Source organism: Pseudaminobacter soli (ex Li et al. 2025), assembly GCF_003012705.1.
Taxonomy (GTDB): domain Bacteria; phylum Pseudomonadota; class Alphaproteobacteria; order Rhizobiales; family Rhizobiaceae; genus Pseudaminobacter; species Pseudaminobacter soli.
Map to the genome: position 1 here is coordinate 310,000 of NZ_PXYL01000005.1, position 12,728 is coordinate 322,727.

At 64.5% G+C, this 12,728-nt stretch carries 10 protein-coding genes; 4 read left to right on the top strand and 6 right to left on the bottom strand.

The genetic code is table 11. The annotated features are described in order from the left end of the window. Positions 1–5 precede the first annotated feature (5 nt). From C7I85_RS13060 to C7I85_RS13075, 4 genes are all read right to left on the bottom strand, one after another. Complete coding sequence (locus C7I85_RS13060; protein WP_106724422.1) at positions 6–1,073, bottom strand: TRAP transporter substrate-binding protein; 1,068 nt, start codon at positions 1,071–1,073, stop codon at positions 6–8. Positions 1,074–1,203: 130 nt separating this feature from the next. Continuing rightward, entirely contained in the window at positions 1,204–2,529 is a 1,326-nt protein-coding gene (locus C7I85_RS13065) for a TRAP transporter large permease (RefSeq protein WP_106724423.1), read from the bottom strand. Then, a complete protein-coding gene (locus tag C7I85_RS13070) occupies positions 2,526–3,038 on the bottom strand; it encodes a TRAP transporter small permease subunit (RefSeq protein ID WP_106724424.1) in 513 nt (170 codons plus the stop codon). The genes C7I85_RS13065 and C7I85_RS13070 overlap by 4 nt, the downstream gene beginning before the upstream one ends. 36 nt (positions 3,039–3,074) lie before the next feature. Next, the gene (locus tag C7I85_RS13075; protein WP_106724425.1) at positions 3,075–3,860 is read right to left on the bottom strand and encodes an N-formylglutamate amidohydrolase; all 786 of its coding nucleotides are present in this window, start codon (positions 3,858–3,860) and stop codon (positions 3,075–3,077) included. A 140-nt stretch (positions 3,861–4,000) separates the two neighbouring features. Here C7I85_RS13075 and C7I85_RS13080 point away from each other — a divergent pair, with 140 nt between their 5' ends. The 3 genes from C7I85_RS13080 to C7I85_RS13090 all read left to right on the top strand — a co-directional run bounded on the left by C7I85_RS13080 (position 4,001) and on the right by C7I85_RS13090 (position 9,344). Continuing rightward, positions 4,001–4,828 (top strand): MurR/RpiR family transcriptional regulator, encoded by an 828-nt coding sequence (locus C7I85_RS13080; protein ID WP_106724426.1) that lies wholly within the window; start codon positions 4,001–4,003, stop codon positions 4,826–4,828. Positions 4,829–5,046: 218 nt separating this feature from the next. Beyond that, on the top strand, positions 5,047–6,201 hold the full coding sequence (locus tag C7I85_RS13085) for an efflux RND transporter periplasmic adaptor subunit (RefSeq protein ID WP_106724427.1): 1,155 nt from the start codon (positions 5,047–5,049) through the stop codon (positions 6,199–6,201). 14 nt (positions 6,202–6,215) lie between these two features. Beyond that, positions 6,216–9,344, top strand: a complete 3,129-nt coding sequence (locus C7I85_RS13090) for an efflux RND transporter permease subunit (protein ID WP_106724428.1) — start codon at positions 6,216–6,218, stop codon at positions 9,342–9,344. A 33-nt stretch (positions 9,345–9,377) separates the two neighbouring features. Here C7I85_RS13090 and C7I85_RS13095 read toward each other — a convergent pair whose 3' ends face one another. Together C7I85_RS13095 and C7I85_RS13100 are read right to left on the bottom strand one after the other, a co-directional pair. Continuing rightward, positions 9,378–10,418 (bottom strand): alcohol dehydrogenase catalytic domain-containing protein, encoded by a 1,041-nt coding sequence (locus C7I85_RS13095; RefSeq protein ID WP_106724429.1) that lies wholly within the window; start codon positions 10,416–10,418, stop codon positions 9,378–9,380. Positions 10,419–10,485: 67 nt separating this feature from the next. Then, positions 10,486–11,727, bottom strand: coding sequence for an acyl-CoA dehydrogenase family protein (locus C7I85_RS13100; protein WP_106724430.1), 1,242 nt, complete (start codon positions 11,725–11,727; stop codon positions 10,486–10,488). 156 nt (positions 11,728–11,883) lie between these two features. On the opposite strand from C7I85_RS13100, the gene C7I85_RS13105 reads away from it, so the two are divergent. Next, positions 11,884–12,699 (top strand): SDR family oxidoreductase, encoded by an 816-nt coding sequence (locus C7I85_RS13105; RefSeq protein ID WP_106724431.1) that lies wholly within the window; start codon positions 11,884–11,886, stop codon positions 12,697–12,699. The last annotated feature ends 29 nt before the right edge of the window (positions 12,700–12,728 follow it).

The window sequence follows — 12,728 nt, forward strand, 5'->3', positions numbered from 1 at the left end:
GCCGCTCAGGCGTAGCGATAGGGCGGGCCGGCCTTTTCCATGGTCTCGCGGTAATCCTTGAGGATCTTGACCACCTTGGCGCAGCGCGGGCTCTGGGATGCGATGTCGTCCCAGAACTTCTGCGCTTCGTCTTCGACCGTCTTCCACTCGGCACCGGGAATGGTGGTGAGTTCGTACTTGCCGCCGGTGGTGCGGTAGTGCGCCTCGCCCCACCAGTACCAGTGCTGGCGGTAGTAGTGAGATGTGTCCATCGCCATCTGGAACAGCTGCTTCAGATGATCCGGCACCGCGTTCCACTTCTCGGTGTTGGCGAAGAACGAGCCTGCCCAGGCGCCCGAGATGTTGTTCGTGAGGTAGTACTTGGTCACGTCGGCCCAGCCGACGGTGTAGCACTCGGTGATGCCGCACCAGCAGATGCCGTCGAGCTCGCCGGTCTGGATCGCCACCTGCACGTCTTCATAAGGCAGCGAGACCGGAACCACGCCGAAGCGCTGCATGAAGCGGCCGCCGGTCGGGAACATGTAGACGCGCAGGCCCTTGAGGTCTTCGACCGAGCGGATCGGCTTGGTGGTGGCGAAGTTGCAGGGATCCCACGAACCGGCGCTCAGCCAGGTCACGCCCTGCACTTCGCTATAGGCTTCCTGCCAGATCTCCTTGAGGCCGTACCATTCCCAGAGCGTCGGGATGTCGAGGCTGTAGCGCGAGGCGAAGGGGAAGTAGGCGCCGAACACGGCAACGTCGACGGGTGCTGCCGCCGAGTCGTCGTCGCTCTGGGCGGCGTCCAGCGTGCCCGCCTGCACGGCGCGAAACAGTTCGCCCTGCGGCACCAGCTGGTCCGCAGTGTACATCTCGATCACCATCTCGCCATTTGCCGCCTTGTTGAAGGCGTCCACGGCGGGCTTGCACACATGCTCGGCCAGCGCCGGACCCGCATAGGTCTGGAGCCGCCATTTGATCGGGCTCTGCGCCCGCACATACGGCATGGCGAGCGTTGACGCGCCCACCGCGCCGGCCGTCACGGCACCCGCCTTCTTGAAGAAGTCGCGTTTGCTGATCTTTATGCGGTCGTTCATCTCACAATCTCCCATTGTGCTTTCGGCTTGATTATTCACCCTCTTGGCCGGAGCGCGCCGAACCCTCCGACGGCCTTTCCTCTCCTGTTCACTGCTTCTTGTCTGGGTCCCCTCTCATGTTCCGCTCCCGTCAGTGTGCCGTGTAATATTCAGGCAGCCACAGCGCGATCTGCGGGAACACCATGATGATGATCAGCGACAGCACCATCAGGAAGAAGAACGGGATGATGGAGCGGTAGATGTCGAGCAGCGTGATCTCGGGCGGTGCCATGGCGCGCATCAGGAACAGGTTGTAGCCGAAGGGCGGAGTGATGTAGGCGATCTGGCACGTGATGGTGTAGAGCACGCCGAACCAGATCGGGTTGAAGCCCAGGCTGATGATGAGCGGAATGTATAGCGGCGCCACGATCACCAGCATGGCGGTGTCGTCCAGGAACGTTCCCATGATCAGGAACGACACCAGCATCATGATGAGGATTTCCCAGGGGCTGAGATCCCAGGTCTCCAGCAGCAGCGTCTTCACCGCCTTGACCGCGCCCAGCCCGTCATAGACCGAGCTGAAGCACAGCGCAGCCAGGATGATCCACATGAACATGCAGCTGATGGTCAACGTGTTGCGCGTGCACAGTTCCATCACGTTGCGGTTGAGATTGCCGGTGACCCACGCGGCAAGGGTGGCCAGCACGGCCCCCACCACCGAGCTTTCCACCAGGCTGGTGGTGCCGGTGAGGAACAGGCCCATCATGATGCCGAAGATGGCGAGCGGGATAATTCCCTTGCGCAGCAGAGAGAACTTCTCCGCCCAGGTGATGCTCGCGCGTTCCTCTGCCGGCAATGCCGGGCCGATCTCCGGATTGATGAGGCAGCGGACGTAGATGTAGATGGCGAAGATGGCCGCCATCATCAGGCCCGGGCCGACACCGGCGAGCCAGAGCTGCAGCACCGGCTGGCGGGCGATCATGGCGTAGAGCACCAGCACGACGGAGGGCGGAATCAGGATGCCGAGCGAAGAGCCGGCCTGGATCACGCCGGTGACCATGACCTTGTCGTAGTTATGCCTGAGCAACTGCGGCAGCGCGATCGTGGCACCGATCGCCATGCCGGCCACGGAAAGGCCGTTCAATGCCGCGATCAGCACCATCAGGCCGATCGTGCCGAGCGCCAGGCCGCCGCGGATCGGCCCGAACCAGACATGGAACAGCCGGTAGAGCTCGCCGGCGATGCCGGACTCCGACAGCATGTAGCCCATGAAGATGAAGAACGGCACCGTGATCAGCGGGTACCAGTTGAGCACCTGGAAGCTGGCGTTGAAGGGCATCTCGAACGAGCCCTTCCCCCACAGCCACAGTGCGGCCGCGGCGCCCACGAAGCCGATGACACCGAACACGCGCTGGCCGGTGAACAGCAGCACCATCATGGTGCCGAACATGAAGAGGGTGATGAATTCCGAGCTCATGCGATCGGCTTTCCGCGAACTATGGCGATGTCCTTGATCAGGCTGGATATGCTCTGCAGCAGCATCAGGAAGATGCCGGCGGTCATGAAGATCTTGATGGGCCACAGCGGCGGCGCCCAGGCCGAGTAGTTTTTCTGACCGAAGGTAATGGCGTAGTTGGTGCTGGAAATGCCGCCGAGCAGCAGTACCCCGAGATAGAACAGCACGAACAGGATGGTGAAGGCATCCGTCACCGCCTTGTTGCGCGGCGACAGCCGGCCATAGAACAGGTCCATGCGCACATGCGAGTCGAGCTGCATCGAATAGGCCCCGCCGAGCAGATAGTAGGCGGAGAGGATGAACTGGGACGTTTCCAGCACCCAGTTGACCGGGATGCCGAAGACAGCGCGCGAGATCGTTGCGTAGAGCAGGATCCCCGCCATCGGAAAGATCAGATACATGGCGACACGGCCAACCCGATGGTTGAGCGCATCGACATATCGAACATAGGACTTCAACGCTTCAGGCACTGTCGTTTTCCCCTCAAGGCCTTCCCGTTGCGGTTTTCATGAGCCGGCTTGGCGGCGATTGGCCGGTTTCGCGCCGGCCAGGATTGCGGACAAAAGGTCGGCCCATTTGCGCTGGCCGGCCTCGTCGGCGATTTCGTTGTTGCGGATTTCGATCATAGCGCAGGCCAGGTCCTGCGCGCGGCCATGCCGCTCGAGCGTGTAGTAGACGCGGTCGGCCGGCGAATAGGGCTGGTTGACGCCGACCTCCAGGCCGATCACGCCTTGCAGCGCCGTGATCATCGGCCCGGCGAGGCTGTCGTCCTCGTCATGGATGATGCCGATGTGCCAGGGGCGGTCGACCCCCTTGTAGACCGGCGTAAAGGAGTGGACGGAAACCAGTCGCGTCTCGCGCCCCTTGGCCAGCCTCTCGGCGACCACATCCGCGATCGCGTCGTGGAACGGCTGCCAGGAAGCGGATATGCGCTCCTGCCGGGCAACTTCGGAAAGGTCCGCATTGCCGGGCACCGCGGTCGTTTCGCTGACCGGCGAGATCAGGTCGGGCGCATCGAGCGGCCGGTTGCAGTCGATGATCAGGCGCGAAACGCAAGACTCGATCAGCGTCGCATCGAGCGCCTCGGCCATGCGGCTCGCCACCGGCAGCGCGCCGGGGTCCCAGGCGATGTGACGCGTCAGCTCGGAACCGTCGAGGCCGAGCGTGCCGAACCGATCGGGTATGAAATTCGACGCGTGGTCGCAGACAAGCACATAAGGGCTGGCGCCGCTCCGCCGGCTGACGCGGACGGGCGCAAATGCCTCCTCAAGTGCGGGTTGAGCAGTTCCCATTGCTCGAAATCCCCCTCCAAGACGCCGTACCGTATGTTACGAATTTTATTTCTTTGCGTCTTCGTGGATGATTTCATACACATTCCGGAACTTTGTCAAATGAGTTTGTGCTTCGGCACGGCAGAAAATGGAGAGGCACCATGGCATCGAGCATCGCCGAGCTGATTGCGGAACGCATCGACGCCATGCCGGCCGGCGAGCGGCGCGCGGCGCAGACGCTGGTTGCCAACTATCCGGTGATCGGCCTCAAGACCGTCGCCGACTTTTCCCAGCAGGCCGGCGTGAGCTCACCGACCATATTGCGCTTCGTTTCGCGCCTCGGCTTTCACAATTATCCGGAGTTCCAGGCCGCGCTGCAGGACGAGTTGGCCGCACAGCTGCAATCGCCGCTGACGCGCACCGTCACCGCCCCCTCGCCCGACAGCGGCAAGACCTCGCCAGTGCTGGAAGCCACGCTCAACAACATTCACGAGACGTTTCGCCATGTCTCGGAAAAGCAGATCAGCGAGATCGTCGCACGCCTCGCGAATCCGCGCGCGAAGATCTTCCTGATCGGCGGCCGCTTCACCGATCCGATCGCCCATTACATGGCCGCGCATCTCACCATCGTGCGCTCCAATGTCTTCCACCTGACCGGCCAGGAAAGCACCTGGCGCGACCGGCTGATCGACATGGGCAAGCGCGACGTGCTCCTGATCTTCGACATTCGCCGCTATCAGGAGAGCCTGATCCGCCTTGCCGAGAAGGCGCATGCGCGCGGGGTCGAGATCGTCCTGTTCACCGACCAGTGGCTGTCGCCGATCGCGCGTTTTGCTCGTCACGTCATCGCCGGCCGCACGGCCGTTCCCTCGTCGTGGGACTCGTCTGCCGCCCTTTTCGTCATGGCCGAGACGCTGATTGGCGAGCTGACCCGCGCAATGGAAGCCGAGAGCGCGAGGCGCATCCGCGAGATGGAAGAATTGCGCTAGCCGCAAGCTCTTCTCGGCAAAATCATTCGTTTACAAAGCGTTAAGCTCGCCCGCCGGGAATCGTTACAGATATTTAAGGTGCGCGGGTGCCGGCAAATCGTCATAAAGGCGCTGTATTGGCCTTACGGTGCCTCGCACCGACGATAAGCCCTGGCCTTCCTCGGGACGCGGAAAGCGGGGCAAACGCAAAATAACGTATTGAAAGACCCGGAGTGCCTATGGCTGCCTGGAAACAAATTGTTTTTGCCATTGTTCTTCTTGCCGTGGCAGCAGCAGCATGGGTGCGGTTTTTCCCCGGCGCCCCCGAAATCCTTGCCCGCTGGGGCATAGAATGGGCGGATGCGGCAACGCCGCGAGACGCGGGCTCCCAGGCCAGCAAGCCCGCCAGCGGCAGCGCCGCCCCGCAGACCGCCGTGGTGACGGCGACCGTCAAGGCCGCAACCATCAATGACCGCATGCAGGCGATCGGCACCGGCCGCGCCAATGCGACCGTGGCTGTCACGCCCTATGAGGCGGGCCGCATGATCGAGCTGACGGTCACCTCCGGAACTCTGGTGAAGGCCGGCCAGGTAATTGCAAAGCTCGATTCGCAGACCGAGGAGATCGCGCTCGAGCGCGCCAAGCTGGCCGTTTCGGACGCCGAAGGCAAATACGAACGCACCAAGACGTTGCGCCAGTCGAATGCGGCAAGCGTCGTGCAGCTGGCCGATGCCGATGTCGCGCTCAACAATGCCAAGCTCGCCCAGCGCGACGCCGAATTGCAGCTCGAGCACCGCTCCATCCTGGCGCCGATCGCAGGCGTCATCGGCATCCTGCCGATCGAGGCCGGCAACTACGTGACCACGCAGACGACGGTTGCCACCATCGACGACCGCTCGTCCATCATCGTCGATTTCTGGGTGCCGGAGCGCTTTGCCGGTACCGTCAAGGTCGGCGCGCCGCTGACCGCTTCGCTGGTGGCGCGGCCGGGCCAGAGTTTTAAGGGCGAGGTCAGCGCCGTTGACAATCGCCTCGATGAAAAGAGCCGCACCTTGCGGGTTCAGGCCCGCATCGACAATCCGGGCGACACGCTGCGCGCCGGCATGTCCTTCCAGGTCGTGATGGGTTTTCCGGGTGACACCTATCCCTCGGTCGACCCGCTCGCGGTCCAGTGGGGCACTGAGGGTCCGTTCGTCTGGGCCATCCGCGATGGCAAGGCCAAGCGCACGCCCGTCCAGATCGTCCAGCGCAACTCGGAGGCCGTTCTGGTCGATGCCAAGCTTGCGGAAGGCGACCTTGTCGTCACCGAAGGCATTCATGTCGTGCGCGAGGGCGGCGACGTGCTTCTCACCAGCGCCACGGCTCCGGCCGCGCCTGCCGGCAGCGGCTCGTGAGCGGGGGCAGCCGAATGAGTGAAATCAACCAGGGGGGCGAAGACGGGGGCAGCACCGCGCTCTTCGTGCGTCGTCCCGTTCTCGCCTTCGTCATCAACACGCTGATCGCTGTCGCCGGGCTTGCCGCCTTCTTTGGCGTCGAAGTGCGTGAGCTACCGGATGTCGACCGTCCGGTCATCACCATCACCACCAACTACACCGGCGCCGCGGCCGAAACCATCGACCGCGAGCTGACCGCCACGCTCGAAGGTGCGGTCTCCCGCGTCAGCGGCGTCAAGTCGATCTCCTCCAGTTCCTCCTACGGGCGCAGCCGCGTCACCGTCGAATTCAACGACGGCGTCGACCTCGACGTCGCCGCCTCCGACATGCGCGACGCGGTCGGCCGCGTGACCAACCAGTTGCCCGAGGACGCCGACCCGCCAACCATCGTCAAGGCCGACGCCAATTCCGACGCGGTGATGCGGCTGGCAGTGACCTCCGACAGCATGTCTGTCGAGGATATGACCGTGCTGGTCCAGGACCAGATCGTCGACGTGCTCTCGGCCGTGCCAGGCGTGGCCGACGTGCAGGCCTATGGCGACCGCCAAAAGATCTTCCGCATCGACGTCGACCAGACCAAGCTCGCCAGCGTCGGTCTGTCCATCGCCGATATCCGTAATTCGCTCGCCTCGATCGCGCTCGACACGCCCTCGGGCGCCATGAGCACGAATGCGCAGAGTATCATCGTGCGCACCACCGCGCAGGTGACGACGCCGCAAGCCTTCGAAAGCATCATCATCGGCAGCAACATGCGCCTCGGCGACGTGGCGAGCGTGACAATGGGTCCGGATATCGGCGCATCCTCCCTTCGCTCCGATGGCAAGACCGGCATCGGCCTCGGCATCATCCGTGCCGCCCAATCCAACACGCTCGACATCTCGGAAGGCGTGCGCGCCGCCGCAGCCAGCATCCAGAAGACGCTGCCGCCCGGCATGAACATCCGCGTCACCAGCGACGACGCCACCTTCGTCAAGGGCGCGGTGCACGAGGTGGAGATCGCGCTGATCCTGTCGGTGTCGATCGTGCTCTTGATCATCTACCTGTTCCTGCTCGACTGGCGCGCAACGCTCATTCCGGGGCTTGCGATGCCGGTGGCGCTGATCGGCACCATCGCCGCGATCTATCTCGCGGGCTTCTCCGTCAACATCCTGACCCTGCTGGCGCTCGTGCTGGCGACGGGCCTGGTGGTGGACGACGGCATCGTGGTGCTGGAAAACATCGTGCGCCGCCGCAACGAGGGCATGGGCCCACGCGCGGCCGCGGTGCTGGGCACTCAGGAAGTGTTCTTTGCCGTCATCGCCACCACGGCAACGCTTGCCGCCGTGTTCGTTCCGCTGTCCTTCCTGCCCGGCCAGACCGGCGGCCTGTTCCGCGAGTTCGGCTTCGTGCTCGCGATTTCGGTCTCGCTGTCGGCCGTCGTTGCGCTGTCGCTCTGTCCCATGCTCGCTTCGCGCATGCTTGCCGGACATTCGGGCGAGCATGAGCACACCGGGGTCATGGGCCGCGTGGGCGGCATGCTTTCCGGCCTCTACCGGCGCTGCCTGCGGGCCTGCCTCAATGCGCCGGCTCTGGTCGTCATCGTCTCGGTGCTATTTGCCGGCGTGGCTTACGGCGCCTTCGGCCTGATCAGACAGGAGCTGACGCCGCTCGAAGACCGCTCCATGGTGATGCTGCGCCTTTCGGCGCCCCAGGGCGTCAGCCTCGACTACACCACCGCGCAGATCAGCAAGATCGAGAAGCTGATCCAGCCGCTGCGCGATTCCGGCGAGATCGAAAGCACCTTCGCCAGCGCCGGCCAGAACGGCTCCTTCAACACGGGCTTCATGGTCATGTCGCTGGCGTCGTGGGAGAAGCGCCACCGCAGCCAGCAGCAGATAATGAACCAGATCACCGGCCTGATGACCAATGTGCCCGGCGTGCGCGTCTTCCCGGTCGCGCCCAACAGCCTCGGCATTCGCGGCGCCGGCAGTGGCCTGCAGTTCGCCATCATCGGCAACAACTACGCCCAGCTCGGCGAGACGGCCAACAAGATCATCGCCGAGATGGAGAAGGATCCGCGCTTCCAGCAACCGCGGCTTTCCAACGATGCCACCCAACCGCAGCTTTCGGTCGAGATCGACCGCGAGCGCGCCTCCGATCTCGGCATCGACATCACCGGCCTGGCGCAAGCCATCCAGGCGGTTCTGGACGGCAACAAGGTCGGCAAGGTGTTCATCGACGATCGCAGCTACGACGTGAAGCTGGTGTCGACCACCAATCCGATCAACGATCCCACCGACCTCGAAAACATCTTCATGCGCACCGGCGACGGCCGCTACGTCCCGATGTCGACCATCGCCAAGCTGACCGAGCGCGCCGTGCCGCCTTCGCTATCGCGCGAGCAGCAGATGCGCTCGGTGGCGATCACCTCCAACCTGCGCTCCGATTTCGCGCTGGGCGATGCGCTCAAGCGCGCGCAGGAGATCGCGGCGCCGCTGCTGAAGCCCGGCAACCGCATCATCCCGCTGGCCGAGGCAGCAACCCTCAACGAAAGCAACAGCGGCATGCTGATGGTTTTTGGCTTCGCGCTGATCATCATCGTGCTGGTCCTGGCCGCGCAGTTCGAAAGCTTTGTCAGCGCCGCCATCATCATGGCCACGGTGCCGCTCGGCCTTGCCTGCGCGGTATTCGCCTTGCTCTTCACCGGCACCAGCCTCAACGCCTACAGCCAGATCGGGCTGGTCATGCTGGTGGGCATCATGGCCAAGAACGGCATCCTCATCGTCGAGTTCGCCAACCAGCTGCGCGACCGCGGCATGGGCGTGCGCGAGGCCATCGAGGAGGCTGCCAACATCCGCCTGCGCCCGGTGATGATGACCATGATCTGTACCGTGCTCGGCGGCCTGCCGCTGGTGCTCGCCTCCGGCGCCGGCGCCGAAGCGCGCGTTGCGCTGGGCTGGGTGATCGTCGGCGGTCTCGGCATGGCGACGCTCTCGACGCTGTTCCTCACGCCGGTCGCCTACCTCCTGCTCGGCCGCTTCATCACGCCGAAGATCGAGGAAGAGGCCCGCCTGAAGCGCGAGCTTCAGGAAGCCGCCTACATCAGCGCTGAGCCAGCGGAGTAACGCCCTTCCCTCCCCCTCAAGGGGGGAGGGTTTTCACGGCCGGATAAGCACCTTGCCGTTCGGCTTGGCGAGTTCTTCGGGCACGCGCTTCATCGCCTCCGAAAGCGGCACGATGGCAGTGATGTCGGTTACCCAGCGGCCATCGGCAAAGCGCTTCTGCGCTTCCATGATCGCCTGCAGCTTGCGCTCGGGCGGCGTGCTCCGCATCCATTCGACAAGCCAAAAGCCTTCGATGCGCTTGTACATGAAGATGAGCTGGCCGGGCTGTGGGATGGGCGTGGTCGCCGGATCCATCCGGCCATAGACGATCCAGCGCGCATGCCTTGGCATGGCATCGAAGATCGTACCGGCCACGGGCCCGGTGAGGGCGTCGAGGAAAATGCGCGGCTTTTCCGCCTGCATCACCTCCTTGAGCGATTTACCGAAATCCGCCGCCTCGGAATTCAATCCATGGGCGGCGCCGGCCTGCTTGAGCAGCGGGATCTGCTCGTCACGCCGGACGATGGCGATGGGACGAAACCCCTCGTCGCGCGCCACGCCCATCATAAGCTTCGAAAGCTGGCTTGCGCCGGCCGTAAGGACAAAGGCCTTCTCACCCGCCTCGCGCACGATATCGAACATGGCCAGCGCGGTGATCGGGTTGATGATCATCGCCGCGCCGTCCTCGTCGCGCACGCCGTCGATCAGCGGGATGCAGGCGGCGGCCTCGGACACGGCATATTCAGCCCATGCGCCCCAGTTGCTTGTGCCGGTGGCAAAGGCCACCCGCTTGCCAACCAGCTTCTGCGCCGCGGGATCGTCGCCGGCCGCCACCACCGTGCCGACGCCCTCGAAGCCCGCCGGCTGACCCTTCACGCGCGGCTGGCCGTACTGCCCCTTGATGAACGACACATCGGACGGGTTGATCGACGAAAGGCTGACCTTGATCAGCACTTGCGTGGGTTTCGGCGTCGGCACGCCGATGCGCCCCGGCACGACATAGGGCTCCATTGCTTCCAGCACCGGGCCAGAGGGCTTGTCCGCAAAACCGTCGCCGGTCAGGAGCAGCGCGTTCATTTCCGAGGGAATGGTCATGGCAACACTCCGTGTCTGACTGTGGGACCAACCAGCTTGCCCTACAACGCACCGCGCTCCAAAAGGCTCAGAGCTTTTCCTGCGTGTATTTTCGCAGTTCCGCCCGCGCGATCTGGCGGCGATGCACGGCGTCGGGTCCGTCGGCCAGCCGCAGCGTCCGCAGATGCGTCCAGGCGCGGGCCAGCGGCGTATCCTGGCTGATGCCCTGCGCGCCGAACAGCTGCACTGCCTCGTCGGTCACCTTCAGCGCCATGCGTGGGGCGACGACCTTGATCTGGCTGATCCAGGGAGCCGCAGCGCGTGCGTCGCCCTGGTCGATCATCCACGCCGCCTTGAGGCACAGCAGCCGCGCCATCTCGATCTCCATGCGGCACTCGGCGATGATGTCGAAATTCGCGCCCAGCTCCGCCAGCTTGCGGCCAAACGCCTCGCGCCGCAGCGCGCGCGTGCACATCAGCTCCAGCGCCCGCTCGGCCTGGCCGATGGCGCGCATGCAGTGATGGATACGCCCCGGCCCGAGCCGGCCCTGCGCGATCTCGAACCCCCTGCCCTCGCCGAGGATGAAGTTCGATGCGGGGACGCGCACGTTCTGGAAGCTCAGATGCATGTGGCCGTGCGGTGCGTCGTCATCGCCATAGACCAGCATGGCCCGAAGCTTGGTAATGCCTGGCGTGTCGGCCGGCACCAGCACCATCGAATGCCGGAGATGCTTCGGCACATCATCACCGCCGGTTCGAACCATCACGATGTAGATCTTGCAACGCGGATCGCCCGCGCCCGACGCCCACCATTTCTCGCCGTTCAGCACATAGTGGCCGCCATCGCGTTCGCAGCGCATGGCGATGTTGGTGGCGTCCGACGAGGCGACGTCCGGCTCGGTCATCAGATAGGCCGAGCGAATCTTGCCTTCCAGCAGCGGCGCCAGCCAGCGCTGTTTTTGCTCGGCATTGCCGTAGCGCTCCAGCACCTCCATGTTGCCGGTGTCGGGCGCCGAGCAGTTGAACGTCTCCGCGCCGAGATGCGCCTTGCCCATCTCCTCCGCGAGATAGGCGTATTCCACGGTCGTCAGCCCGTAGCCGCGCGTCGAGTCGGTCAGCCAGAAGTTCCACAGCCCGCGCTCGCGCGCCCTGGCCTTGAGGCTATCGAGTATTTCAGCCTGGCGCGGCGTAAAACCCCAGCGATCGCCGCCGCGGCCGACCTCGGCCAGGAACTCTTCGTCGAGCGGCATGATCTCGTCCCGCACCATGCGTGCCACGCGCTCGTGGATCGGCTTCAGCCGCTCCGTCATGCCAAGGGCCATCTCCGACATCGCGTTTCCTCCCCTTGAACCGGGCCCGAGTGCCGCAAGCGTCGCCATCTGCCGCAGGCACTGCCGTCGCGCCGGGTCTTTACGGACACCCGAAAGCTGAACATTCTACCCGGCGGGTTGTCAACGCAGGCGCCTGCGCGCCAAAGGGGAAGGCGGATGTCCTATCTGGAGGAACTGTTTTCGGTCGAGGGCAAGACGGCGCTGGTCACGGGTGCGGCCACCGGCATCGGGCGCATGGCCGCAACCGCGCTGGTGCGGGCGGGCGCGCGCGCGCTGATCGCTTCGCGCAAAGGCGCCGATTGCGAGAGCGTCGCGGCTGAACTGAATGCGCTCGACGCGCCCGGCCATGCCGAAGGCTTCGCCGCCGACGTGAGCACGGAGAACGGCATTCTGGCGCTTGCCGAGGAAGTGAAGAGTCGTACCGGGGCCTTGAACATCCTGATCAATAATGCCGGCGTTTCCTGGGGCGAGGCTTACGAGACCTTTCCCTACGCCGCCTGGACCAGGGTGATGAACGTCAACCTCACCGCCATCTTCCATCTCACGCGCGAACTGCTGCCACTGATGGAAGCGGCCGCGAGCGAGGCCGACCCCGCCCGCGTCATCAATCTCGGGTCGATCATGGGCACCCAGCCCTTCGCCGACCGCGCCTATTCCTACGCTGCGTCGAAGGCCGCGGTGCACCACCTCACCCGGATGCTGGCGATCGAGTTCGCCGGCCGGCGCGTCACCGTCAATGCCTTTGCCCCCGGCCCCTTCCCCAGCCGCATGATGGCCTTTGCCGTCGGCACAGAGGAAAAGGCCGAGCGCATGGGCGCGCGCATTCCTCTGGGCAGGATCGGCGCGCCCGATGACATTGCCGGCGCGACGCTGTATCTGTGCAGCCGGGCTGGCGCCTATGTCACCGGTGCCATCCTCCCCATTGATGGCGGACAGTCTGTCCAGCACGGCCTGCCGCCCTTCACGGAATGATTTGAAAAGGCGGCTTGCTTGAAACCGAT